16 protein-coding genes and 1 pseudogene are annotated in these 25,931 nt (G+C 53.8%); 1 reads left to right on the plus strand and 16 read right to left on the minus strand.

Annotation, left to right across the window (positions count from 1 at the left end; all coding sequences use genetic code 11):
• Positions 1-56: 56 nt before the first annotated feature.
• The 8 genes from A3844_RS04905 to A3844_RS04940 all read right to left on the minus strand — a co-directional run bounded on the left by A3844_RS04905 (position 57) and on the right by A3844_RS04940 (position 16,060).
• On the minus strand, positions 57-500 hold the full coding sequence (locus tag A3844_RS04905; RefSeq protein ID WP_074085706.1) for a GatB/YqeY domain-containing protein: 444 nt from the start codon (positions 498-500) through the stop codon (positions 57-59).
• A 15-nt stretch (positions 501-515) separates the two neighbouring features.
• Complete coding sequence (gene rpsU, locus A3844_RS04910; RefSeq protein ID WP_005547957.1) at positions 516-689, minus strand: 30S ribosomal protein S21; 174 nt, start codon at positions 687-689, stop codon at positions 516-518.
• Positions 690-830: 141 nt separating this feature from the next.
• On the minus strand, positions 831-1,190 hold the full coding sequence (locus tag A3844_RS04915; protein WP_074085707.1) for a histidine triad nucleotide-binding protein: 360 nt from the start codon (positions 1,188-1,190) through the stop codon (positions 831-833).
• A gap of 543 nt (positions 1,191-1,733) precedes the next feature.
• A complete protein-coding gene (locus A3844_RS04920; protein ID WP_074106756.1) occupies positions 1,734-5,411 on the minus strand; it encodes an AAA family ATPase in 3,678 nt (1,225 codons plus the stop codon).
• A gap of 1 nt (position 5,412) precedes the next feature.
• The gene (locus tag A3844_RS04925) at positions 5,413-6,594 is read right to left on the minus strand and encodes an exonuclease SbcCD subunit D (RefSeq protein ID WP_074106757.1); all 1,182 of its coding nucleotides are present in this window, start codon (positions 6,592-6,594) and stop codon (positions 5,413-5,415) included.
• 81 nt (positions 6,595-6,675) lie between these two features.
• Positions 6,676-10,845, minus strand: a complete 4,170-nt coding sequence (locus tag A3844_RS04930) for a UvrD-helicase domain-containing protein (RefSeq protein ID WP_074106758.1) — start codon at positions 10,843-10,845, stop codon at positions 6,676-6,678.
• Positions 10,842-14,369: a helicase-exonuclease AddAB subunit AddB gene (addB, locus tag A3844_RS04935; protein WP_074106759.1), complete on the minus strand. Its 3,528-nt coding sequence runs from the start codon at positions 14,367-14,369 to the stop codon at positions 10,842-10,844. The genes A3844_RS04930 and addB overlap by 4 nt, the downstream gene beginning before the upstream one ends.
• A 293-nt stretch (positions 14,370-14,662) precedes the next feature.
• Positions 14,663-16,060, minus strand: a complete 1,398-nt coding sequence (locus A3844_RS04940) for a class I SAM-dependent rRNA methyltransferase (RefSeq protein ID WP_074106760.1) — start codon at positions 16,058-16,060, stop codon at positions 14,663-14,665.
• A gap of 98 nt (positions 16,061-16,158) precedes the next feature.
• Here A3844_RS04940 and A3844_RS04945 point away from each other — a divergent pair, with 98 nt between their 5' ends.
• Entirely contained in the window at positions 16,159-17,148 is a 990-nt protein-coding gene (locus A3844_RS04945; protein ID WP_074106761.1) for a Na/Pi cotransporter family protein, read from the plus strand.
• Between the two features lie 162 nt (positions 17,149-17,310).
• Here the strand turns inward: A3844_RS04945 and A3844_RS04950 are convergent, their stop codons facing one another.
• From A3844_RS04950 to A3844_RS04985, 8 genes and pseudogenes are all read right to left on the minus strand, one after another.
• On the minus strand, positions 17,311-19,551 hold the full coding sequence (locus A3844_RS04950; RefSeq protein WP_074085714.1) for an Ig-like domain-containing protein: 2,241 nt from the start codon (positions 19,549-19,551) through the stop codon (positions 17,311-17,313).
• A gap of 133 nt (positions 19,552-19,684) precedes the next feature.
• Complete coding sequence (locus tag A3844_RS04955) at positions 19,685-20,119, minus strand: NUDIX hydrolase (RefSeq protein WP_074085715.1); 435 nt, start codon at positions 20,117-20,119, stop codon at positions 19,685-19,687.
• Positions 20,120-20,385: 266 nt separating this feature from the next.
• Complete coding sequence (gene mtaB / locus A3844_RS04960; protein WP_074085716.1) at positions 20,386-21,726, minus strand: tRNA (N(6)-L-threonylcarbamoyladenosine(37)-C(2))-methylthiotransferase MtaB; 1,341 nt, start codon at positions 21,724-21,726, stop codon at positions 20,386-20,388.
• Positions 21,727-21,729: 3 nt separating this feature from the next.
• Complete coding sequence (locus tag A3844_RS04965) at positions 21,730-22,494, minus strand: RsmE family RNA methyltransferase (RefSeq protein WP_074085717.1); 765 nt, start codon at positions 22,492-22,494, stop codon at positions 21,730-21,732.
• A 153-nt stretch (positions 22,495-22,647) separates the two neighbouring features.
• Positions 22,648-23,331 carry a site-2 protease family protein gene (locus A3844_RS04970; RefSeq protein WP_074085718.1) on the minus strand — a complete coding sequence of 228 codons (684 nt, stop codon included), beginning with the start codon at positions 23,329-23,331 and terminating at the stop codon, positions 22,648-22,650.
• Positions 23,332-23,333: 2 nt separating this feature from the next.
• A complete protein-coding gene (gene prmA / locus A3844_RS04975; RefSeq protein WP_074106762.1) occupies positions 23,334-24,392 on the minus strand; it encodes a 50S ribosomal protein L11 methyltransferase in 1,059 nt (352 codons plus the stop codon).
• 84 nt (positions 24,393-24,476) lie between these two features.
• Positions 24,477-25,055: a DNA-3-methyladenine glycosylase I gene (locus tag A3844_RS04980; RefSeq protein ID WP_074106763.1), complete on the minus strand. Its 579-nt coding sequence runs from the start codon at positions 25,053-25,055 to the stop codon at positions 24,477-24,479.
• 32 nt (positions 25,056-25,087) lie between these two features.
• Positions 25,088-25,850 (minus strand): annotated as a pseudogene (locus A3844_RS04985) (glycosyltransferase).
• Between the last annotated feature and the right edge of the window lie 81 nt (positions 25,851-25,931).

The raw sequence follows: 25,931 nt of genomic DNA on the forward strand, positions 1-25,931 counted from the left end.
CATAAATTCCCCGAAAAATGAAAAACACCCCTTAATAAAGGGGTGCTAGCGTTATATTATTGCAGAAATTGCAGAACCGCCTGGTTCACGAGTTTACCATCGGCGCGACCTTTTACCTTAGGCATCAGTGCGCTCATCACCTTACCCATTTCACTTTTCGAAGAAGCACCGGTTTCCTGGATGGTCTGCTGTACAATTACTTTAATTTCTTCTTCGGAAAGCTGTTCAGGTAGGTATTTCATGATAATCTCGATTTCTGCCTTCGTACTCGCGGCAAGCTCGTCGCGACCCGCTGATTCAAATTCTTGGAGGGCATCTTTGCGCTGTTTGATTTCACGACTAAGGATATCAAGCACTTCGTTGTCGTCTAATGTTCTCTTCAAATCTATTTCAAGATACTTTATTGTAGAACGAACCATTCGAATCGTGGAGAGTGTGAACTTGTCCTTACTCTTCATCGCTTGCTTCATATCTTCGTTTAATCGTTCGCTAAGATTCATGCGTGGGTAATCCTCCTAAAACTTTCTCTTACGAGCAGCCTCAGACTTCTTCTTGCGCTTTACGCTTGGCTTTTCATAATGCTTGCGTTTCTTCACCTCAGCCAAGACACCATCTTTAGCAATGGAACGTTTAAAGCGACGAAGTGCAGCATCAATTGTCTCGTTTTTGCGAACTTTCGTTTCAGACACCAGTTTTCCCTCCCTCCGACCAGACCGTCCAAGAGCATAACAACACGGTTCATCAAATTTCATTATAGGTCAAAGCGAAATATGGTGTCAACCTTCGTGTTATTCTTTTTTTCGGCCAGGTATTTCCGTATTTAAAATCTGTCAGGCGTGAGATGCCGAATTTCCGACAAGTGCGCCTAATTTGGCCCCGCCAAGCAAGTGATAGTGGAGATGAGGCACGGCTTGTCCGCTGTCCGGTCCGCAATTGTTAATCAGGCGGTATCCGCTGTCTGCAATCCCAAGCTGGACAGCAATTTGCTGTGCCACGGCATGAATCTCACCGATTAGCGGCAGGTCCTCAGGTGCAACGTCATTCATGGAAGCTATGAACTTCTTTGGAATAATCAGCACATGTACCGGAGCTGCAGGCTCAATATCATAAAAAGCCAGAATCCGTTCATTTTCGAATACCTTCTTGGAAGGTATCGAACCTTCAATGATTTTGCTAAACACGGTTTCCATCGGGACGCTTCCTCCTATAGTTGTGGTGAAAAGCCAGCAGGTGAATCCAGCTTGTGCTAATCCGTGCTCGAGAATGGCTTACTTCGCGGCATCATTATTTTTATGTCTCTTATCATACAGGATAATTGCGGATTGGGAAAGACAGGTGACTGTGACAGTGACGATAACGGTGGCAACGGGGAGTTGGCTCAGGGAGAATGTGGAAGCATAGGGAGTAGGAATGTGGACTGTCTGTAGTCACAGCAGATCCATAATAGAAAATTCAAAAACTCATTTTATATAAATCATGGAATTTGAAGATCATCAGCTCTGTTATAGATACAGATTGCTGGGAATTCATTATACATTTCTGCCATGAAAAAAAGACAAAAAAAAGAAACACCCTATCAGCTCAAAAAGCTGATTCGGCGGCGGACGTATGAAAAGGAGCAAAACTCCCGGTCATACGTCCGCCGAGGTGTTTCAAAATGATGTCGGCTTAGCTGTATTATAACAAGGGTATGATACTGTATCTGTGACAGTTATCACATTGTATATCAGGCATCACATTTTTTCCAAAATAATCCTCGAACCTCCGCCTCCCGGCTCTGCCGGAACGATAACGAGCTTGCGGGGCAGACGTGCCCTCAGCTCAGGAACATGGCTGATGATCCCAACGGAGAGCTGGTCGTTATGCAGTCTTTCGAGTGATGTGATTACTGTGTCGAGCAGATCCGGGTCCAATGTACCGAAGCCTTCATCCAGGAAAAAGAATTGCAGCGGATACTGCCCACGCAGCTGGATCTGAGCCGAAAGCGCCAGTGCCAGGGACAAAGAGGTCAGGAACGTTTCTCCGCCGGATAAGGTGGATACAGGTCGTCTTACTCCGCCATTCCCGTCATCACGAATGACAAACCCGCCGCCGGAATCCACCTCAAGCGCATAACGCTGCTTGCTCAGGAAACGAAGCCGTTGTGATGCTGCCTGACATACCTGCATGAGCTGCTCCTCCGCAATATATTCTACAAAGGCGTTTCCCCTCAGCACGGTCTGCAGCTTGGACAGCCGGTCTTGAAGCTCAGCATGCTCCGCACGCTTCCCTTCAAGCTCCATCCATCGGACGTGGCGGTGCTGCAAGTCTTCCAGATCACGTTCAGCACGTGCCCGGCCCTGCAAAGCGGCCTCATCGTCATCCTTGCATCTGCGCAGGGTTTCCTGGCTCTCTTGCCATTCCTCTGTGCTTAGAACAGTCCCTCCCAGCTTCTCTTCAATATTCCGCAGCTGCAGCGTAACTTCTGCTTCACCATCACGGTGGGCCCGCACCCGGGCTCCCGCCTCCGTCCGCTCTTCAGGGGTGAGCGCCGCACCTTCTACCTCAAAGGTTGAAGCAAACAGCGAGGCCTTCAAACTGTCTTCCCAATACGAGGCAGCCGCAGCATAATGCTCCCGGGCAGACTCCGCCGCCTGGCGGCTGATAGCTGCTTCCTTCACCGCATGCTGTGCCTGTTCCGCTGCTGTCCGGTGAGACTGCCTGCTGCTGTCCAGACCCGCCTGCAGCGCCTGCAGGCGCTGCTCGCATTCCGCCAGCAAAACGGCAGCAGACCTGCCGCCAGTCCACTCCAGGAGGCGCTGCTCCTTCTCGCTCTCCAGCGCCTCTTTGCCTTCCAGCTGTGCGTTCCACTGGGCCAGTTCCTTGTCTAAGGACGCTATTTCCTCTTGAAGCACCTGTACGGAAGTGCTCTTGTCATCCAGAAACTTGACGCTAATCTCCAGCCGTCCCCTGATTTCTTCAGCTTGCTCATCCTTCTTCTGCATTTCACGGTAGGCATGCTCTGCATCATCCGGAGCCAGCTCCGGAAAGAGCCGCGTCCATTCGTTATGGAGCTCATCCAGCTGCCGTGCCAGATCCGCGGCCTTGGCTGTAATGCCTTGCACCCAAGCTGCTTCGGCTTCCGCCGCCGCTGCTTCCTTGTGAGTCAGCTGCTGCTCTTCCTGCAAGGAGCGCTGCCATTCTGCCGCACTTCGGCGAAGCTCGCCGGAGCGGATTTTTAGAGCAGAATAATCATTTTCCAATCCGGATAATGCCTGCTCAGCCAAAACTGTATTAGTGCTGAATGAAACAGGATCAGAAGAGAGACCGGCAGGAGCCGAAGCTCCAGATGGATTGGCCAGGGCTACAGGGCGATCCGATGGAGCAAGAGCTTCAAGGCGATCCGATGGAACCGGGGCTACAGGGCGATCTGAAGATGCAAGAGCTTCAAGGCGATCCGATGGAACCGGGGCTACAGGGCGATCTGAAGATGCAAGAGCTTCAAGGCGACCCGATGGAACCGGGGCTACAGGGCGATCTGAAGATGCCGAGGTCCAAGACGAGGCTGAGCCGATAGCGCTGCCTTGTTCCAGCCCCGCAGCTGCAGGTATTGCGAAGGATTCTGCTGCCCCTTCGCCGTACACCTGCTCCAGCCAGGTCACATCCTGCTCCAGCAGGCTGCGGAACAGATGACGCGCTTCAAGCGCCCGTCTGCCTAACGCACGGGACTGCTCAAGCTGGCGCTCCAGCTCTTCCCGCTCCCCGCTGTCCTCTGCCAGCGCAGGGGTGGGGTGATGTTGGCTGCCGCAGACCGGACACGGCTGCCCGTCCTGCAGTTCACTGGCGAGCGACAGAGAGAGCCGGTGCCGCTCTTGGCCCTTGAGCGCCGCCGCAAGCGTGCTTCCGTGAAGCTCCAGCTGATCGGCGGCGGCTCCCGCTGCGGCCTCTCCGGCGCGCAGCTCTTCCAGGTGCAGCGCTGCGGCGGCGATTCCCGCGCCGCGCTGCGCCTCAAGCGAGCGCCGCCGGTCGCCGGCGGCGGCGAGCCGCGCCTCTGCCGCCGCGAGCACCGCGGCGCGCTCGGCGCGTTCCCGTTCCGCTGTCTCCCGCTGGGAGGAGGCGGAACGCAGGCCCTGAAGACGCTGCATGGCTTCCTGCAGCGTCTGCCGCTCCTGGGAGCGGACCGCCAGCGGCTGCAGGCTCTGCTGCAGCTCTTGCTGGCGCTTTTGGCCCTTGGCCAAAAGCTCACGCTCCCGGGCCATGCTCTCCCGCCGGGCAGCGAGCCCGCGGGAGGCCTCATCGCGGCGCTCCAGCACCGCTGTGCGCTCGCGCCGCAGTCCGCCCAGCTCAGCTTCCAGCTCGAGCGCGCGGCGGTAGGTATCCGCCCCCTGCCGGAGGGCGGGCTCCTCCGCGGCCAGCGCGGCCTGCGCCGCCGCTTCCGCCGTGGCCAGCTCCGCCGCCTTCCGCTCGGCTGCGGCGGCCTGCACCTCCTGGCCCTCCGCACGGTCCAATCGGCTCTTCCAGGCCTCTTCCGCGTTGCGCCATGTTTTCAGCGCGGGCAGCATCTTCTCGGCTTCGTCAGCCTTGCCGAGCTTCTGCTCCAGCAGGAGGATATCTGCCTCCTGCGCAAGCAAAGCCTCCCGCTGACCCTCACGGCGGGATCGCTCGTCCTGCAGCTCACGGATGCGGGCATAGCGTTCCGCCCGCAGCACCGCCTCATCCAGCCGCTTGCGGCAATCTGCCGCCTGGAGGACCGCTTCCTGCAGGCGCTGCTCAGCAGCCTCAACATCCGCCTTGCCTGCACTGCCCAGCCCCTGCTGCTCAGCCTCCAGTGCGCGCAGCGCAGCCTCATTCTCCTTCACCCGGCGGCTAAGCTTCAGCGCCAGCCCGTCACCATACTGCTCCAGATGAAAAAGACGCTGGAGCATTTGTCTGCGGTCTACACCGCGCAGTGACAGAAACTCAGCAAACTTACCCTGCGGCAGCACAACGGCCCGGGTGAAATCATCCATTTTAAGTCCGATATGCTCCTCTACACAGCGTGTAACATCTGCGAGCTTATCGGCCATCACGTGATCACCGTCATCCGCAACCTCGATGAAACGGCTGATTGTATTGCTCACGGACTGGTCCCCGGTCCGCTTGAATTTCCGTTCGACCCGGTAACGGCGGGGGCCGGCTGAGGAAGTTAGCTCAAAAGTAAATGCCACACTAAGCTGGTCCTCGGAATGGTTCATGATTCCCTGTGTCCCGTTCACTGCCCGTTCCACTTTGCCATACATGGCCAGTGTGATCGCGTCCAGCAAACTGGATTTGCCGCTTCCCGTAGGCCCAAAAATACCGAATAGTCCTGTCTCGGTCAGACTCGCAAAATCAATCTCCTGCTGCTCTCTATAGCTTTGCAGCCCGGCTACCTTTAGTAGAATTGGCTTCACTTCAGTTGTCCTCCCCTTCCGCAGGCTCGCGCCGCTCTTCTTCCGCCAGCTCCAGGAACAGTTCAATCAGGCTGTCCTCAGGCTCTGCCCCGCCGGTCTGCCGCTGGTAGAATCTCCGGAACAGCTCCTGCACCGGCATGCGCGAGCGGGCCATCTCCTCAAGCTCCTGCTCCATCTGCGGATACACCGGACGAATATGGATGATCCCCTCTCTGGATTTGCGCAGCCGCTGGATATCATTCAGCGACATCGCTTCCGTCAGGCGGAGCTCCAGATCAATAAAAGCTGTTGCATCCCGGCCTTCGTCCAGCCAGTTGTATACTTCCTGTAACCCGCCGGAAGACTTCCAGTTCACCAGAGGACGGCCGCAGCGCAAATAGATTTCTTCAAAAGAAGGTTCTCCGCCAGGTGCAATCTCAAGCAACGCCACGGACTTGGCCTGACCCGCTTCAGAGAAGCTGTAGGCCAGAGGCGATCCGCTATAACGGATCATGCCGTCGCCTTTCACACGCTGGGCACGGTGAAGATGCCCAAGCGCTGTATATTGTGCGCCGCATGACAGCGCTGAGGGATCAACGGTGTACGCCCCGCCGACCTGAATAGGACGCTCCGAATCACTCTCTACCCCGCCCAGGACATAGATATGACTCATCGCCAAATTGACCGTATGAGGTGTGAATTCCCGCCCTAGCATGTTCATCAGCCTGCCTACCCTTGCGCTGTAGGCAAGACGAAGCTCATCTTCTCCGCTATCCCCGGCGAGCAGTTCGCCCAGCCGGGCTTCGGAAGGATATGGAAGGGCAGCGATTTTGGCGATTTCTCCTGTACGTACGGCGTGGACCGTCACCGGCTCAGAGGTAGGCAAACCCACCAGTGTAATGCCCTGTCTGCGGACAAGCGGGGATACGGAGGCTACACGCTCAGGCTGATCATGATTGCCGGAAATGACCACCAGCGGCCGGCCATTTGCCGTAAGTCTGGCGGCAGCATCGTAGAACAGTTGCTCTGCTGCTGCCGGTGGATTCACGGAATCATAGACATCTCCCGCCATCAGAATAAGATCTGCCTGGGAATCATCGGCAATCTCTACCAGCTCATCGATGAACTGCTCCTGCTCCTTCTGCCGGCTTCTTCCTTCCAGCGTCCGGCCCAGATGCCAGTCCCCCGTATGCAATATGCGCATTGTCGTCCTCTTTTCCCCGCCTTCATGCGGTATTTCTCGATTGATAGATTTATAGTTTCATCGGCACAAATATGGATCGATTTATAGCTTTACAGCATGACCGCCGTCAAAAAAGTACAGCCAAATCTCGCTGACCGGCTCCCCGAGAATATTCAGCAGCGCCTTGCTGTACAGCTCCAGCTGAAACCGGTACTTTTCTTTCAGAGAATCAATTCCGCCCTGATGCTCCAGAACAGCATCCGTCTTGTAATCCAGCAGAATCAGCCGTCCCTCCTCCCGGAAGAGGCAGTCGATTACACCTTGAATCAGGACGGATTCCCCCATGACCGGGCTTACTTCAGAAGCTTCAAGTCCCGCTGCCGCTTCATTGAGATCAATGAGTCCATGGTAGGCCTCACTTGCCGGAACCATATAGCTGAAAGGCTGTTCTCTTCTTTTCCAGGGAGCCCCAATTAGCCTCCGGCCCATTTCCCCCATGTAAAACGCCTCAATTTCACCAAGCTCAACTGCCTCAGCCTGCTCGTCTGTGAGAATGGCAAGCCGTGTAAGACGTGCTATTGTGGCTTCCAGGACAACACGGTCTACAACACCTTCCAGCGGAACATGCTGCATGACCGTATGATAGGCCGTTCCCCGCTCTGAAGACGACAAGCCACGTTTCTCCATAAATTTTGGGCGCCGCAGATGCAGACTATCTGTTCCTGCCACCCCGCGTGCCAGGCTGTTCCCCGAAGCCGGGAGCCGGGACTCTTCCAGCAAATCATAGGAAGGCTGCTCCTGCATGGACAGCATCGATTTCAGTTCGGTGACTGATGTTTTGGCGGGAATCCCGGATGCGGCGGCATAAGGATAGACCCAGTTCAGTCGTGCGGTGATATCAGTCTCTCTACTTGTGCTCTTAAATGCCACACTGCGGCCGCACTTCAATGCTTCGAGCATAGTATACCGTTCCTCATTCTGATCCGTTGTACCAGCCGCAGCAAGAGAGCCGGAACTGAGTTCTGCCGCGTTCACCGCTGAGATACTCCAATTGGAAGCATCATTATGCAGTACCGCAGATACAGATCCCTCTGTTCCTGCCAGCTTACGGAGAATAGCTGCTCCTGGATGCCGGATGAGTGCCGGTCCTACCCAATCTAAATAGCTGCGTCCCCGGGCCAGCAAATGGTCCTCCAGCAGTAATTCTTCACGGGCTTGCACGCTGCTCCAGCCTGCAAGGGTGCGGGATAAATCTCTTACCGTGCCGACAAGGATCATTTTGTCACGCGGCCGGGTTAATCCGACATAGAGCACACGCATCTCCTCTGCCAGCAGTTCCAGCCGGGAACGGCGGTTAATGGCCAGATAAGGAAGTGTAGGGTAGCTGACCCGGGTATCCCGTTCTACAAAACGCGGTCCGAATCCAAGCTCTTTATGCATCAGGAACGGGGAGTACAAATCCTGACGGTTGAACGGCTTCGCCATCCCGGCCAGAAACACCACCGGAAACTCCAGACCCTTGGATTTGTGAATGGTCATAATTCTGACTCCACCGGCCTCTTCGCCCGTTCCTCCCGCCACGCCCAAGTCTCCGCCGTTTTCTCTCAGCCGGTTCATGAACACCAAGAAGCGGAACAATCCTCGCGCAGAGGTGTCTTTTTCAAATTGTACAGCCCGGTCATACAGTGCAGTCAGATTGTTCTGGCGCTGAAAGCCTCCAGGCAAGCCGCCGACCCACTCCAGATAGCCGCTCTCACCATAAATCCGCCAGATCAATGTACTGAGACTGCCCTGCCGGGCGGCATTTCTCCAGCCCTCAAGCAGCTTCAGAAAAGCTTGCAGCTTCGTCTGAAGCTGCACAGAAATCTCCGGCGTGCCTCCGCCAGCGGCTCTATCTTCCGCTAATCCACCGCTTTGTGCCAGGCTTGCTTCATTAGAAGCAGCACTCTCGGCTTGAACAGCCTTTGCCAGTCCTGCTGCTGCCTGCTGTATTTCCGCATGTAAAGATTTTGAAGAATAGTCTGCCTTGTTCTCTTCCCCGGCTGCAGCAAGGACAGCATCAAAAAATGAACCATTGCTGCAAAGACGCACCAAAGCCAGCTCTTCTTCGCGCAAATTCACCACAGGTGAACGTAGCACGCCAGCCAGCGGGATGTCCTGACGGGGATTGTCCACAATCTGCAGCAGCGAAAGGGCAATTTCTACTTCCGTAGCCTGAAAGTAACCCTTGTTCTGGTCACCATACGCCGGGATACCCTCCAGACGCAGCTCCTCGATCATCAGCGGTGTCCAGATCCGCGCGGACCGCAGCAGAATGACTATATCGCCGTAAACAACCGGGCGCATGATCTTCAGGGCTTTATCATAAATAAGCAGCGGCTCACCGCCGCTCATGCCGGTCATCTGCGAGATGCGCCGCACAATAGCCCTCGCCTCAAGCTGTGCGGTTTCACTCTCAATGGCTTCATTCTCCTGCGGAGGAAGCTCCCCGTCCTCAGCCAGCTCTTCTGAGCGTCCGGACAACGATGTCCCCCGGTCGATTAGCAGCAGCTCAGGGGCAAAATAAAGATCCGGCCCTTTTTCCTCAGCCCCCGGGAAATGTGCTCCGTAGACCAGTTCTGCGCGCTCATCATAGCTTATTTCAGCAACCTTACTGTCCATAATCTGCCGGAAAATCATATTTACCGCATTAACCACCTCCAGGCGGCTGCGGAAGTTGCGGGCCAGATCGATTACCGAGCCGCCTTCCGGCTTGCCTGGATCCGGGATTTCGTCCCCCCTGGCATCCTCCCCAGTCCCGGTTACGCCATCACTTTTGTTGCCTGTGATTGAGCCAAAGCTCCGGTATTTATCCAAAAACAGTCCCGGCTCAGCCAGCCGGAAACGGTAGATGCTCTGCTTCATATCTCCAACCATAAAGCGGTTGCCCGGGGATTCGCGGGAGATCAGGCGCACTATTTCTTCCTGCACGCTATTTGTATCCTGATATTCATCCAGCAGCACTTCGTCGAACTGGTCCCGGTACTCCATCGCCGCATCCGATGGCACGGAATGACCAGGTGCAGAATCCTCGTGGCGCAGGATCTTCAGGCAGTAATGCTCGAGGTCACTGAAATCAACCAGGCCACGGCCTGCCTTCTCAATCCGGTAGCGTTCACCGAATTCGATTACCGTCTCCGCAAGCTCCCGCATCAGCGGTGCCGCCTCATGCAGCTCGCCCAAAAAGGCCTCGGCCGGGCGCCCAAATAGGGATTTCTGCAGCTCCAGCAGGTTCTTCTTCACACTGTCACGGAGATCCTTCACCGTCTCCTGCAGCCCGGGATCGGTCGAGTCCTTCTTGCAGGCTTTCAGCTTTCCAAACGATATTTCCATAAAAATATCATACAACTCGGCCCACGGACGGAGTTCCAGAGCTTCCTGCAGCGATTGCACCATTTCCAGATCCGCAGCCAGATTCTCAGCATAAGGAGCGGGCCCCCCGGGCTGCAAAGCGATATCCCGGCCCTGGCGGAGCTGACTCGCAGCCCCGTCCAGTGTCAGCTTCGCTTCCGCCATAATACTCTGGACCCATGGCGTGTGGCTAAGGGCTTCCGTGTCCGGCAGTGAGAAATCCGCAGCGGTACCCCGCAGCCACTCCGCCGGCCAGGGATGGCTGCGCGCAAAATCATGCAGCCGCTGCACCAGCGCATGCACAGCATCATCACTGCGTTCACCGCTGAACCAGTCAGCCAGCTGTACAAAAACTGTATCTTCCCCGTCTTCTCTCACTTCTCCATACTTCTCTTCCAGCAGCTCCTCCAGCAGCTCCTGGCGCATCATCTCTGCTTCATGCTCATTCAGAATCCGAAAACCCGGATCAATGGGAATGAGCTGGTAATAACGCCGGATGACTTCCAGACAAAAGGAATGCAGCGTCGTAATCGAAGCTTTGCCGAGCAGGGCAAGCTGGCGGCGCAGATGCTCATTGCCCTTGCTCCCTTCTTCATCCCCGGATTCCTCCTCCAGCTTTCGTTCCAGTGCCTCGCGGATACGCTGCCGCATTTCAGCAGCCGCTACCTTTGTAAACGTGGCCACCAGCAGCCGGTCTACACTGAACCCGTTCTCTTCGCTGCTGATTTTACGGATAATCCGTTCGACCAGCACCGCAGTCTTGCCGGAGCCTGCCGCCGCCGCGACCAGGATATCATCACCGCTCACAGCGATAGCGCGCCATTGGTCGTCGCTCCATAGGCTTCCTTCCGGTTTGGGCTCTAGTTCCGCTTTTCGTATCATGGCTTTTCTCCTCCTTCGCGGGATAGCAGGTCCCAGATGACTTCTTTGCCCGGCTTGCCGAGAATGTTGTAAGCATTGCCTTCCACAGCCTCATCGAACTGGCATACCGGCCGGTAAGAGCAAAAGGTGCAGGCTGTTTCCTGCTGTATCCGGTAAGGCTGAATGGCCACATCACCTTCGGTAATGCGTGTCCCGATATCAGTGATCGTGCTGCGTACCGAGGTCAGCAGATGTCCCCATTGCTCAGGCGTAGCGACCGAAGCACTGCTGTAAAAGCTCCCGTCGCTCTTCAGTGCCACCGGTACAATCGAGGAATGCCCCTTGTCCAGAGTGGTATCCATAAGCGAGACTACTTCACGGTCAGCCGTCAGCAGCCCTTTCATTTTGAAACGCTTCATTAGTTCCTGCTCTGCCTGCTCGCGGTTCATGCCGTTCGCTGAAGTCAAGAGCGGATCATGCACATGGAAATAGAGCGTTCCGGCAGGAAGAGCAGTCTTGCCGAGCCATTGCTCCGAATAGGTGAGCAGAACATCCAGGTAGGTAAGCATTTGCAGCGACAGCCCGTAATAGACCTCGTGCAGCTTAAGGTCCTTCTGGCTGGATTTATAGTCGATGACCCGCAGCAGAATGCCTTGCTCGCCTTCGGCCATATCCACACGGTCGATCCGGCCCACCACCTCCATCACGCAGCCGTTTGGCAGGGTGATTCTAAGCGGCGGAAGGTCCTTGCCGGGTCCAAAATCAAGCTCAAGCCCCACCGGCTCAAAGCTGCCCCGTCTGGCATGTTCCCCAAGGATCACAGAGGCGCGGCCGACGATGTTCTTGAGCTTGCGGGAGATATATCCGTAACGCTTACTGCTCATCAGGATTTCACCTTGGAGAAGCGGTGAGAGCCTGTCCACAGTCTCCCCGGCCTCACGGCGGCATTCCTCCGCCGTCATACTTCCCCAGCTGCGTCCCTGCTTCTGCAGCCGTAAAGCCATATCGCTGAGAGCGGCATGGAACAGCTGACCAATATCCGGGGCCTGCAGCTTGTAGAGCTGGCGTTCCTTCAGTCTCAGCCCGTAGGAAGCGAAATGCGAGAAGGCGCAGGCGACGAATTTCTCCATGCGAGATACACTGCCCCGCACTGTTGTTCCGCCGTATAAGCGCAGACTGGTCTCCTGCTTCAACCGGATTCCGTCATTGCGGTAGAACAGTGAACCGAGCAGCTTTACCAGCTTCGGTCCATGCTCCTCATCCGTGATAAACCAGTTATAAACATCCCACCAGAGTGCGGGAATGTCCACGCCCTGCCGCCACTGCCGAAGCTGCATAATCAGCATGCGCAGCGTCTGTTCCGGGTGACCCACAAAACCCGTATGCAGCGCTTCAAGCGCCTCAATTTCGTCTGCCGATCCAGCCGCAGCTGATGGAAATCCGGAAACAAACTGCTCTTTCAGTGCCCCTGGAAACATGCCGTGCAAATGGCGGATCATTTCGGATGGCAGCAGGGCCTTGCCTTCTTCATCCGCTGTCGCATAACTGATCCAAAGCTTACGGCTTGCTGTAGTTAGTGTATTGTAAATCAGAAAACGCTCATCCAGCAGCTTGCGGGAAGAACCTGGAGCAAGCTCCATCCCGGCATTCTCCAGCAGCATACGTTCCCCTTCCGAGAGGATGCCGTCTTCCTTGAATTGGGCGGGAACAACCCCTTCATTGAATCCCAGTAAAAAGGCATACTTGACTCCCGATACCCGGGTGCGGTCCATAGTTCCCACCAGCACCTGATCCAGCGCAGGCGGCACCAGCCCCATCTTCAGTTCAGCCAAGCCTGTCTCCAGTACCCCGGCAAAAACGTCAAACTCCATTCTTTCGTTACCCATCATCTCGGCAATCTGATCCAGCAGGTCCAGTACCGCTCCCCATAGCTGGGTATGCTCGCGGGCCGCTTCAGGCTGCCCCAGCCCTAACGCCTTGGCACTCATCTGTTCCAGCTTGCGTGCGGCGTCCGTGTCCTGCAGAAGAAAATAGACCGCCTTGCACAGTTCCAGTCCGCTGCGGCTTGTTTTGACCCGCTTCTCAAAAGCCTGAAGCGGACCTGTAATAATCTCCCGGCATGCTTCCATTCTTGCCAGGAGCACTTCATCCACGACTCTCTCGCCTTCCAGCGACAGACTCGGAATCCCCTTCCAGGACCGGCCATTCGTCCAGCGGTGGCCCTGAATACCGCAAGCCAGCACATAATTCTCCAGTGCATCCATATCGGCGCGCGTCACACTGTAGTCCATCGGCAGCAACAGCTCCGTCTTCACACAGCGGAACACATCCTCATACCGCCACCGTCTGCGTACCACATCAAAGGCAGAGCGGATAAATTCTACTAGCGGATGATGCAGCTCATTCATCTTTTGATCAAGGAAGAATGGGATTCCGTAGTCCTGGAACAGGGGAACCACAAGCTGTTCATAGTCGGCAATATTGCGCATAAATACTGCCATCTCCCCGTATTTTGCACCTTCCTCACGAGCAAGACGGAGCATCTCCCTCAGGCTTCCTTCTACTTCGGCTCTGCGCGAGGCTGCCGCAGTAAGGGTAATCGCATCTGCAACCTCTGAAGCGGCACCGTTCCAGCGGATTCGCCGGCCAAACCCCTTCTCCAAATGGGCAAGGACAGGACTTCCGGCAAAACGCGGCAGCACCGGTGGTGCCAGAAGTTCATCCCATACCGTCAGGCCCATTTCCTCTGCCATTCCGCGAAGCTTGATACAGGTTACTGCTGCGGGATGAAACAGCTCCAGCTCATGAGGCTGCATGCCCGCAGGATATATCCGGTCCAGTGTCAAAGCGACCGTGACTTTAGCGGCATATTGCATCAGCTCCCGCAGCACGACAAATTCCTGTGTTGTGAAGCCGTGAAAACCGTCCACCCAGATTTCCGCACCGCGAATATAAGAAGACTCCTGAATATGTTCAGCCAGCTCAGCCAGCCGATCCTCCTCATCGATGTACAGCCGGGACATTTCCTGTTCCAACTCTCGGAACACCATATGTACATCATCCAGCTTGCTTGCGAGAATGGGACTTCGCCCTATGGAGTCCCGCATTCGGGCGATCTGCTCCTCCAGATCAGCAGTGCCCAGGCAGCAGCGCTTCAGCTCCGTATGCAGTTGGCTAAGCCGTTCTACAAAGCCCGGTCTGTCGCTTGATTGACCAAACAGCTTCAGCTCTTCCTTGCGGCGGCTGATGATCTTGTAGATCAGCATCTTCTTGCCTTCCTCGCTGATCGGCAGACTCGCGCTGCCTCCGGTCTCCTGCTTCACCCGGTAGGCCAGCCGCGAGAAGCTCAGCGTCTGGGCACGGATGCTGCCCTTCGTCTTGCCCGTCTTCAGCAGCCCTTGCTCTGCACCGAAGGAACCCTGCTCCGGGACAAGCACAATAATCGGCACACCCAGTGGTTCCGCTTCGAGACGGGAGGAGATATCCTCCCATATTTTCGTAGTCTTGCCGCTACCTGAGCGGCCAATCAAAAAGTGTACTGCCATCACAGTAAACCCCTTCCGTAGCGGAGAAATAGTTAAAGCTATAACATGATGCTATACCATCATTTACGAGTTTTATAGGTGCTACCTGCGTATAGGAATGCAAGCAGGTTCTGTTCATATTCCAATCTATAATCCGAAAATATTCAAGTGAATCCGTCCCAATATTATAGCATACCTCTTCCAGCAAGAACATACGTTTGCCATTCTTTGCATATCTCCACCTAGGATATTCTGGTTTCTCCTTTTTACAGAAAGAGCCCCTCCGGCTGCCGGAGAGGCTCTTCTATACAGATCTATTTGCTGCGTACTTCAAAAATGGCAAATTTCAAGTAATGGCCTTCGTCCACACCGAGAATTTGCGGATGGTCTTTGCCTGCGGCCCGCCACTCGATCAGACGCAGCACTTTACCCGCATCCTTGGCGGCCTCCGCGATAGTGTCTAGGAACAGCTGCGGCTGCATGTGATAGGAACAGCTTGCCGTTACGAGATAGCCGCCCTCGTTGACGAGCTTCATACCGTGCAGGTTGATGTCCTTGTAACCGCGGCAAGCGCCTGCAACCGCACTCTTGGTCTTGGCAAAAGCAGGCGGGTCCAGGATAACAACATCCCAGGTGCGCCCGCCCCCGGCGGTCATGGGTTTGGCAGTATCCGCTTTGGCCGCAGCTTTAGCGCCCGGCTTGGCATCCGTTTTGCCGGTGGCCCGCTCAGAGCGTTCCTCCACGCCTTTGACCTGGTTGCGCAGGAAAGCAAAAGCATCGTCGACCACAAATTCCACACGATCGGTGAAGCCGTTCAGCTCCACGTTAGCTTTGGCGCTCTCAATCGCATGGGCAGATACATCAAGGCAGGTGACCTTCTTGGCCCCGTATTTGCACGCATGGAGAGTGAAGCTGCCGGTATGTGCGAAGCATTCCAGTACTGTTGCACCGTCCCAGTAAGGGAAAGTGACCGGTTTGCCGCTTTTGTTAACCGGAAGAGTCTGAAGCGTCCCGTCTTCTGCCGTAACCTCCTGGAGGGTAATGCCGCTTCGTCCTCCCCAGCCTTGGATCAGTGGAGCAATGGAAGCCCTGTTTTCCCGCTGGTCAAAAAAGTATCCGGTCTTCTGACCTTCTTCTATATCTACAATCACCTTGAGGCCGTTCTCACTCACAGTGATATGGCGCGGACACTCCCCGTACAGCACGCCAGTTCTCTGTTCCAATCCTTCAAGCTCGCGTACACTTACATCACTGCGCTCATAAATACCCCGCGGCGCTACAACTTCTACAAGCGCCTGTACAATCTGGTCGCGGCACTTGTCCATGCCCAGCGTCAGCAGCTGCACTACCAGGACATCACCGAAGCGGTCGATGATCAGCCCGGGCAGAAAATCAGCTTCCCCGTATACCAGACGGTACGCATCTGCTCCAGGCAGAAACCGTTCTCTATGGTGCAGACAGCTCGCAAACCGCTCGGCAAAAAAAGCGGTATCCATTGCCGCCAGCGGACCCTGAGATAGAATTCTTACCCGGATCTGCGAAGCAGGATTGTAATACCCTGTCCCGAGAAATCTGCCTTGATGATTAAGTACATCTACCAATCCGCCTGCCTGCGGATCTCCGTCTACGGATGCGACTTCACTCGCATAGACCCACGGATGGCCCTGCTCCAGTCTTTTTTTACGGCTGCGTTCCAGAATAACCGATGCCAATACCTTCAACTCCCTGTTCTTGTTATTGATTTGTATACATGTCCACTTCATTGCATTCATATATTGGTGTACAACCCCGTTCAAAGGAGCTTGTCCCTATGATCCGTGATCTGCTGTTCCCTGTCATATATGGTCTTGTCATTTTCCTCGCCGGCATGAAACTGATGGAGGCTGCGCTGGCGAGGCTCGCCGGCCCTCTGCTTACGAGAAGTCTGCACAAAGCAACTTCCACGCCCCTAAAAGGCCTGATTGCCAGCAGCCTGCTGTCAGCACTACTGCAGAGCAGCACTGCCGTAACGGTGCTCACCATCGGCATGGTTAACGCCGGACTGCTGACGTATGCCCGGACGCTGGGTATCATCCTGGGCAGCAACATCGGCACCTGCCTGACCACAGAGCTGATCGGCCTGCAGTTTAGCTCGATGGCTGCGCCGCTGCTGGTCGTATCACTCTGTATGTGGGCGGTAGCCGTTATGCTCAGCGAGCGGCCGTCCCAAGGCTCAAGGTTGGCGGACGCCGTACGCAGGATTTCCACCCCCCTGCAGTTCATCTGCCTGGCAGTGGCCGGGTTCGCGATGGTCCTATGGGGCATTGCGGTCATGCAGTCTGTCGGTCCCGCACTTCAGGCCAGCGGCCTGTTCCGCTGGTTCCTGGACCATGCGGCAACCAGTGCGCTCTGGGGCTTGGCTGCCGGAGCCTGCCTGACCGCGATGCTGCACAGCAGTGCAGTGGTCATCGGCATGGCGATGGGCCTTGCAAGCTCCGGGGTAATGCCGCCGGCGCTTGGCATCGCCGTCGTGCTGGGGGCCAACATCGGCACCTGCGTCACCGCCGTCATCGCAGCTATCGGCGGCTCGGCTTCCGGCAAGTTCGTCGCCGGGTCACATGTCGTGCTGAATGTCGGCGGCGCCCTGCTGTTCCTGCCCTTCATTCAACCGCTGCAATCCTTATCTGCCTGGATCGGCGGCGGTCCTGCCGCTCAGCTCGCCCATGCCCAGACGATCTTCAATGTCGTCTGTTCACTTGGCGTGCTGCCGCTGTGCTACCTGCCGGTATGGACCCGGCTAGAGCAACGGCTACAGGGATAACTGTCCAGAATGCATTATCGCTGTACCATTATACTTCAATCAGCCCTACAGTTCTAATGCTTGTTTAAGCGCTAAGAAAAAAGACCTGTATCCCCTCATAAAGGCGGATTAACAGGTCTTGATGTTCTGCGTCAGAAGATCCGGTTGTACCGGATAAACATCCTATTTTACTGTAACAGATACTGTTACTGTTTTATTGTTGAACTTGCCTTTGATAGAGGTTGTTCCTTTGCTAACTGCAGTGATCATTCCGGAATCGTTCACCTTGGCCACGGAAGGCTTGGAGCTTGTCCAAACCGTGCTTCCAGTGACAATGGCTGTCTTGCCGGTATCATACAGAGCAGTCACTACCACAGCTTGGGAAGCACCTGCTGCCAGATACAGCCTGGTTTCACTGATGGTAATCTTGGTCAGCTTAGGTACCACGGTAATTTTGACAGTTGCCGTGATTCCCTGGTAAGACCCGGTAAGTGTTGCTGTACCTTCGCCAACAGCTTTTACAGATGTTCCTTTAACCGTAGCCACTTCGAGATTGGAGGAGACCCAATCCATAGCACCGGAGAAATTCGCTGTTTTTCCGTTAGAGAAGGTTCCAGTCACTTTAATTGCTTTGGAGGACTTGAGATTCATTTCAAGTGTGCTTGGCTCTATGAGCAGTTTGACGACCTTCTGCTCAATTATTACAGGAATACTGATTGTCTTGTTGGAATAGGTTCCCTTCAATGTGGCAGATCCTTTGGCCAATCCCTTAAGGGTTTTGCCTGCAGTAGTCTGCTTGATTACAGCATTGCTGCCGCTAAGCTCCCATTTTACCGTCGCGGAAACATCCAGCTCATCCCCGTTCTCAAGCACTGCCTGAACTGCAGGCAGCGGCTCCTCTTCACCAATAACCAGTCCCAGTGCTTCCTCTGGTCCGATCAATACAAGCACTTTATTCAGAACGGTCACTTTGACTTCAACACTCTTGCTCCGGATCGCAGAAGAAGGAGCAGTTACTGAATTCCCCTTAATCTTGCCTGTAAGGGTTACCGTACCGGCTTTACCGCCGACAAGCTTTCCGTCCTTGATCTGAGCAATTTCTTCGTTGGCGGAAGTCCACTCTATTTGATCACTGATGTCGAGCTTCGTTCCGTCATATTTCGTTCCGCTTACTTTTGGCAGGCTTACAGTATCCGCCGTGTAGAGCTCCTGCTCAGTTTTTTCTACAGTCATATCTGTAAGATTCGGGTATACAGTCAACTTGAACGACTTATTGACACCCAGATAATCCCCTTTGATAACAGCCGTTCCGACTGCTTTGGCTGTTAGTGTTGCCACAGCATTTTCAGAAGCTACCGTGTCGGCCGTTACTGTCGCTGTCAGTTGGTTGTCAGAAGTCCAGATTGTGCCTGCTGTTTGATTTTTGGTTGAATTCACGGCATCCCGCACAAATGATTTAACCTTCAGACTTTCCCCAAGGAACAGGAATTGATCTCCATCCGGCGTGAGCTGCAGCGCCTCATACGGCGAACGCACATAGACATCAACCGATTTGGACACGCCCAGGAAGCTGGCTGTAATAACAGCCTTACCAGGACCGAGTACTGTAATCATACCTTTGTCTACCTTGGCAATGCTCTCGCTAGAGGTTGTCCAGTTGGCATCTTTAGCAATATCTTTCTCCGGGCTGCTCTCTGTGGCTTTGGTCATTGCACTCAATTGCAGCGGAGAATCTCCAACGACTAGTTCTAGCTCTTTCACAGCTGCGTCTTTAGCCTTCAAGACAATAGCCGAATAGGGCAGCTGTACCACGGCTTTGAAGGTGGCAGTCAAGCCTTTGTATTTCGCTGTGATGGTTGACGATCCTTCACCCACAAGGGTAATCTTGCCATCATCAATGGTCAGTACATTGGTACTGGAGCTGGTCCAGTCCGCATCAGCAGTCACATCTTTTACAGAAGTGGCCGAATCTCCGCCAACGACTTTGGCTTTGACCAGCAGTGTCTCTGGGGTGTCGCCCAGCTTATAGTTGCCATCGGAGCTGCGCTCCAGTGTTAATTCCTTATAGGGATAGCTTACAGATACTTCAATCGTAGCAACTGCATTGTTGTAGGTTGCTCTTATGATTGCCGTACCTGCACCTTCGGGCTTCAATAGTCCGTAGAGTACACTTACTGCACTCGTATTGGAGGAAGTCCACGTGGCCGCAGCCGTCACATCTCTTTTGGAGGAGGAGCCTTCCACGTTGGCATATACCTTAAGCTGCTTAGGTGTCTGGCCTACGGTAAGCTCTATTTTTGCAGAGCTGTCGAATTCAATGGAATTGATGTCACCAGTAGCTGCGAAGACGTTTACCGGAAGAGCTACAACAGTCAGCAATATCATAATGAGGAGCATTTTCGTCATTTTCCTGTACACAGTCATTTGTTCTCTCCTTAGGCATTGAAATTATTAGTGCTTGATTTCCACACTCTTCCACTATATCGACAATTAGAGCCCGAGTCTTTACCCTTAGTTCCTTTTATTTTGAGTTCAAGCCAAATTCAGGACTTTCTAACTATATTGTCTTTATCCCTAACATCGATAATGCTTTGCGTAAAATACGGATATTATTGGAGTATGAATTCCCGGTTCCACGGGTCCAGGCCACCGCCGGTTCATGCCATTCTACAGCGTTAATCTCTTCGGTCTGAGCCTTGGTCTCTCCGCCTACAGCTTCTACAAGAAAGTAATGAACCTCCTTATTCACTATGCCGTGAACCGGATGCTGAAACGTGTATTTAATAACATCAATCGGTGCTCTGATCACTCCGACCGTCCCTGTCTCTTCACAAATCTCACGCAGTGCCGTCTCCTCCACGGTCTCGCCTTGCTCCATCTTACCTTTGGGCAGCGAAATTTTACCATAACGGTCCACAATAAGCTGAATTTCCAGACCGGCAGCCCCTGTCCGGTAGACTACCCCGCCCGCTGAAATCTGCTTGTACGCCATATTCATCCTCCTAAAAGTTTTGCCTGCATTACTTCATGATTGTGCTTCAGGCAAAACTTACTTCGTAAGCATTAACTTAGTTTTGCCAGCATTACTTCAGCGAATTGCTTCAGGCAAAACTTACTTCGTAAGCATATGCCCCTCTGATTTTATTACCCAAATAGAAAAACAGCCCCACAAAGTGGGGCGTAGAGTTAAACTGCAGCTAAGCTGGAAAAAGTAACACTAACCGGAACTCTTCTATGTCCGTTCATAATCTAATCCCTCTACACGATCTGACTAAGCCCGCTCCGGCTTACACTGACCAGCTCACCGCGGCATTCATTCACTCCGGCTTCCGTAATCTTCACCTGGCAGAGCTCTCCCTGCAGCGAATCATCGCCGCCAAAGAAAACCTGCAGATAGTTATCGCTGAAGCCATGCTGGGTGCTGCGTTCTGGAGCGTCTTTGGCTGATCTTTCAGCAATAACGGAAACTGTCTTGCCTACGAACTTGCGGGCGTATGCCAGCTGCATTTCTTCGGAGAGGTCAATCAGCTGCTGTACGCGGGCGTTCTTAATCTCTTCGTCCACCTGGTTCAGCATCCGTGCTGCCGGCGTACCCGTCCGTTTGGAATAAGGGAATACGTGCATTTCGGAGTAGTTGACAGCCTTCATGAAGTCATAACCGGCGCGGAACATTTCCTCGGTTTCACCCGGGAAGCCGACAATGACGTCAGTGGTTATGCCTACATCCGGCATCGCCTGGCGGATCAGCTCCATTTTGGCGTAATACTCTTCTGTTGTATATTTACGGCGCATCGCCTTCAGCACTTCGTTATGTCCGGCTTGGAGCGGAATATGCAGATGTCGGCACATTTTGGAGCTGCGGTTCAGGACCTCAAGCAGCTTCCCGTCAATCTGACTGGCCTCGATAGAGCTGATGCGAACCCGTTCCAGCCCGTCTACCTTGTCCAGCTCCCAGAGCAGGTCAGCGAGACGGTAGTTGTCCAGATCATCACCATAGCCTCCGGTATGAATGCCGGTGAGCACAAACTCCTTGTATCCGGCTTCCACAAGTTGATGCGCCTGGGCAACGATCGACTTCGGATCACGGCTGCGCGACAATCCGCGCGACCAGGGGATGATGCAGAAGGTGCAGAAGTTGTTGCAGCCATCCTGAATTTTCATAAAAGCCCGCGTACGGTCGGCAAAGCCAGGCACATCCAGCTCCTCGAATTCCCGCGTCTTCATAATGTTGCGGACAGCGTTCACCGGCACGCGGGACTCCTGAATATTCTTCACATGAGTCATGATATGCTCACGGTCCTGGTTGCCGATCACAAGATCGACACCGGGAATATCAAGGATCTCGCCAGGCGAGGTCTGTGCATAGCAGCCGGTAACGGCAACAATCGCTTCCGGATTGCGGCGCACAGCACGGCGGATCATTTGGCGGCTTTTTTTGTCGCCCGTATTGGTTACCGTACAGGTGTTGATCAAATAGACATCGGCGGGCCCTTCGAAATCAACCTGCTCGTAACCTTCATTTTTGAAAAGCTGCCAGATGGCTTCAGTGTCATAGAAATTCACTTTACAACCTAAAGTATAAAATGCTACGGATGGCATTGTTCAAACTCCCCCCATTTCTCCGGATTCATAAAGTATACAGGCTGCGGCAACCATGCCTGCCGTCTCGCAGCGCAGAATACGCCGTCCAAGCCCGACTGAAACCGCTCCAGCCTCTTCGGCAGCACGGCATTCTTCAGGACTAAAACCACCCTCTGGGCCGACGACTACCATCACCTTGCCGGACGACTGCTGAGGTAGTCCGGAGAGCCAGGGAGCAGCAGCGCTTCGGAGCTGCAGGCCTTCTTCTTTTTCATAACAGAAATACACGGCGTCATACTCACTGAAGCTCTTCAAGAGCAGCTTCCAGCTGAGCGGTGAGTGCACTTCCGGAACGATGTTCCGGTGTGCCTGCTCGGCAGCCTCTTTGCAGATTTTGCGCCATCGCTCCAGCCGTTTGCTCTCCTTACGCTCATCATACTGAACAATCGTGCGCTCGGAGAGAAAGGGAACAAAACCCACCGCACCAATTTCGGTGCATTTCTGAATCACGGTCTCTAGCTTGTCTCCCTTAGGCAAACTCTGGGCCACGGTAATCTTGATCCTCGGCTCATGCGTCATATCCAGCATTTCCAGTATATTGACGTTCACTTCACCTATTTCAATCCCGGCAATTTCCACCAGCGCCTCACGGGACACTCCATCGCTGACAATCAGCTTGTCCCCGGCCTTGCCGCGCATCACCTTCGCGATATGACGGGCGTCTTCGCCGCTAATGACCACCGTTTCCGGATGAAATTGCTCCGGTGTAACGAAATAACGCTGCATCTTCTCATCATCCTGTCTTTATTCAGCATAAAAGCGGCAGCGTTCCTGCTTCTCAGGTTCCCTGCCGCCGCTCTGTACACCTATATTCCTCTAAAAATGCCACATTACATCATACAACGTTTGCCTGGCTGTGAATAGTCCCAGTTACAGGCTTCACATTCCGAACAGCTTCAGGAACAGCTTGAGGAAATCATTCCCAATCTGTATAGACCAATTGTTCATTGGGGTAATTGTATAGTTACGCAGCCCGGGAATGAAAATAACCAGCAGAAAAACAAAGGACAACCACTGTTCGTATTGCTGCAAACTTCCGCGGATAGTACGGGGCGCCACATCCTCCACAATGCGGTACCCGTCCAGTGGCGGCAGCGGAATCAGGTTAAACAAAAAAAGAAAGAAATTGAACTGGATAAAAATCCCGAAAAACCAGACAACCGCCCGAAGCAATTGTTCGTTTGTAATGGAATCAATGATTCCGGTTCCCAGCAATATGGCATAGATGAAGGAACCCAAGATTCCCAGCAGCAGATTACTAATCGGGCCGGCTGCTGAGACGATCACGCCCATCAGGCGGGGACGGCTGAAGTTGTCGCGGTTCACGGGAACCGGACGGGCCCAGCCGAAGCCGGCGATGAGCAGCAGAATAATTCCGAACAGATCAAAGTGAACCGCAGGATTGAGCGTCATCCGGCCCAGCATCCGTGCGGTAGGATCGCCAAATTTATTGGCAAAATAAGCGTGACTGAACTCATGCACCGTAAATGCAATTACAATTGTAATCAGAAAGAACGGGAGTTGCTGCAGCGGAATACGTATAATACTTTGCAAGAAATCCATCTTTACCTCTTTCCGGCTGTAAACGCCACCCAATCTTCTTCACGGGATACTTCCCTAATCTCAAAACCGGAAGCTGCCAGCGCTCCAGCAACAAGCGCTTCCTTATCCTTATAGATGCCGGAGGTAATATAGATTCCGCCCGGCTGAAGTGCACGGTAGACATCATCCGTGAATAATACAATAATCTCTGCCAAAATATTGGCGACCACAATTTTGACCGGCAAGGTAACACCAAGGCCCACTTCGTTAGACGGAGCAGCAGAAGCAGCCTCAGGTTCCGCCACATGGCCGGGTCTGGCTGAAGGCCACATCTCTCCGGCCGCCGAATCCAAAGCCCGCTCGCCGCCCAAGAGCGACAGAAGATCGCTTTCCTTTACCGTAATCTCTTGCTGCATCCGGTTCAGCGCCACATTCTCCCGCGCACTTTCTACCGCTACCGGGTCCAGATCCAGCGCCAGCACCGATTTTGCACCCAGCAGCATCGCACCTACGGCAAGAATGCCGGAGCCAGTACCCACATCGATCACCTCTTCGCCGCCTTGGATATGCTTTTCCAGTGCGCGCAGGCAGAGTGCCGTGGTTGGATGTGTTCCGGTTCCGAAGGCCATGCCGGGATCCAGTTCAATAATCTTTTCATCCGGGCCTTGAGGCGTGTATTCCTCCCAGGTCGGCTTAATGGTCAACCGTTCCGATACACGAAGTGGCTTGAAATACTGCTTCCAGGCATGGGCCCATTCATCTTCATCTACCGTTTTCCAGGAAATCAGCGCTTTGCCGGGGTCAATCCCGAACTCGCGCAGCTCCGCAACTCTTGGAGCCAGTTCTTGGATAATATCGTCCATGGAGACAGTTTCGGCATAATAGCCCTTAATCACCGCTTCCCCTTCAGGGATATCATTGAGCGGTTCATCATATAGTTCACCGTAACGGGTGTCCCGTACCTTATTCAGCGTTCCTGATTCTTCAATGGAAACACCGCCTGCTCCGGCTTCATACAGCAGATTGGATATCATCTCCTGTGCTTCTTCTGTTGTATGTACCGTCAGTTCGTGCCATAACATGTGTGTGGGTCCTCCTAAAAGTTTTGTAACAATTGAATATTTAACAGTATACCATTTCTTCCCCACGTAGCGCCAAACTGCGGATTATCTCCCGGACATCAGGCCTTTTTGGTGACAAAAACAATCTGTCGTATGATCATCCACCATGCCGGAGGCCTGCATAAACGCATAACAGATGGTAGAGCCCACAAACTTCATTCCCTTCTTCTTCAGCGCTTTGCTCATCTGGTCGGACTGAGGACTGGTAGCCGGAACTTCAGACCGTGTTTCCCACCCGTTAATCACTGGCTCTCCGCCGGTAAAAGTCCAGAGATATTTAGCGAAACTCCCCTCTTCCCGGCAAATCTGCTGATACACTACCGCATTCTGAATAATTGCATAAATTTTTAGCCGGTTGCGGATGATTCCCGTATCCTGCATCAGTGCTTCGATTTTGGCTTCGTCATACAGCACAATCTTCTGCGGATCGAATTCGTCGAACACTTCACGGAAGTGCTCCCGCTTCTTCAGAACCGTATACCAGCTCAATCCGGCCTGCATCCCTTCCAGCATCAGCAGCTCAAACATTTTCCGGTCATCGTACAGGGGTTTGCCCCATTCCTCATCATGATAAGCCATATACAGCGGGTCTTCATTGACCCATCCACAGCGTGTAATATTCACAATCAGGCTCTCTCCTTCTTCTGCTCAGACAGTTATCTTTCATAATTCTCGTAATAAGCCTCATCGGCATATTTGGGGTCCGTTCCTTTTAAATAAGCCAATAGCAGCCCTGGACGCTTCACCAGCACCCAATCGCCCGCTTGGTCAAATTTACGGCAGGAGGTAATCATATGGGCTTTGGTAATCGTACCAAATTTCTTGCCATTCCGCTTCCCCCACTTCTTCAGACGCAAGGCGAAATCGGCATCCTCGGTCATCAGCAGCTCTTCATTAAATCCCCCAATAGCCTCAAAATCAGACTTGTAGCACCAGAAGATCCCTACAGATATAGCCCCGTATTTAAAAACGAGCGGGATCATCAACATGAGCGTTGACACCACAATCCCCAGAGACATTCGCTCGAATCTGGCCGTTGTGCCCCCTCATGATATAAGTTCCCAGCGAGAGCAGTCTGTCCATCTCGGTCAGCATACCCGCAGTCATTTGGCTATCCGCATCAATCGTGACCAGTATTTCTCCTCTGGCGGCTGCGGCACCTGCATTTCGGATCTGTGAGAGATTTTTGCGGTCATCGTGAATAACTATACAGTTATAAGACTTCGCTATCTCTTCGGTTGTATCTGTACAGCGGTTAAGAATGACAATTTCCTCCACCTGATCCGGAAAAGACTCCGCCGCCGCCGCAATGGACTGAAGGCATTTGGTTATGTATTTCTCTTCATTATGTGCGGGAATTAAGATAGAAAACTTGATCTCTCCCTGCACCTCAGGGCCGGCAAAAGGGGTGTTGCTCATAGGGGGCTCCTCCTTATTTTTTCCAGTAAAAAGCCTCCCTTACCATACGTAGTCAGCGGGGATTCGTTGCAAAAGTAAAGA

Origin of the sequence: Paenibacillus helianthi (assembly GCF_001909055.1) — a bacterium.
In the GTDB taxonomy this organism is placed as follows: domain Bacteria; phylum Bacillota; class Bacilli; order Paenibacillales; family Paenibacillaceae; genus Paenibacillus_AQ; species Paenibacillus_AQ helianthi.

What these genes read in the sequence shown, in the direction of transcription:
- A3844_RS04905 (WP_074085706.1), bottom strand. Translation starts at nt 500, where the DNA reads ATGAATCTTAGCGAACGATTAAACGAAGATATGAAGCAAGCGATGAAG.
- A3844_RS04915 (WP_074085707.1), bottom strand. Translation starts at nt 1,190, where the DNA reads ATGGAAACCGTGTTTAGCAAAATCATTGAAGGTTCGATACCTTCCAAG.
- A3844_RS04925 (WP_074106757.1), bottom strand. Translation starts at nt 6,594, where the DNA reads ATGCGCATATTGCATACGGGGGACTGGCATCTGGGCCGGACGCTGGAA.
- A3844_RS04930 (WP_074106758.1), bottom strand. Translation starts at nt 10,845, where the DNA reads ATGATACGAAAAGCGGAACTAGAGCCCAAACCGGAAGGAAGCCTATGG.
- addB (WP_074106759.1), bottom strand. Translation starts at nt 14,369, where the DNA reads ATGGCAGTACACTTTTTGATTGGCCGCTCAGGTAGCGGCAAGACTACG.
- A3844_RS04945 (WP_074106761.1), top strand. Translation starts at nt 16,159, where the DNA reads ATGATCCGTGATCTGCTGTTCCCTGTCATATATGGTCTTGTCATTTTC.
- A3844_RS04950 (WP_074085714.1), bottom strand. Translation starts at nt 19,551, where the DNA reads ATGACTGTGTACAGGAAAATGACGAAAATGCTCCTCATTATGATATTG.
- A3844_RS04955 (WP_074085715.1), bottom strand. Translation starts at nt 20,119, where the DNA reads ATGGCGTACAAGCAGATTTCAGCGGGCGGGGTAGTCTACCGGACAGGG.
- mtaB (WP_074085716.1), bottom strand. Translation starts at nt 21,726, where the DNA reads ATGCCATCCGTAGCATTTTATACTTTAGGTTGTAAAGTGAATTTCTAT.
- A3844_RS04965 (WP_074085717.1), bottom strand. Translation starts at nt 22,494, where the DNA reads ATGCAGCGTTATTTCGTTACACCGGAGCAATTTCATCCGGAAACGGTG.
- A3844_RS04970 (WP_074085718.1), bottom strand. Translation starts at nt 23,331, where the DNA reads ATGGATTTCTTGCAAAGTATTATACGTATTCCGCTGCAGCAACTCCCG.
- prmA (WP_074106762.1), bottom strand. Translation starts at nt 24,392, where the DNA reads ATGTTATGGCACGAACTGACGGTACATACAACAGAAGAAGCACAGGAG.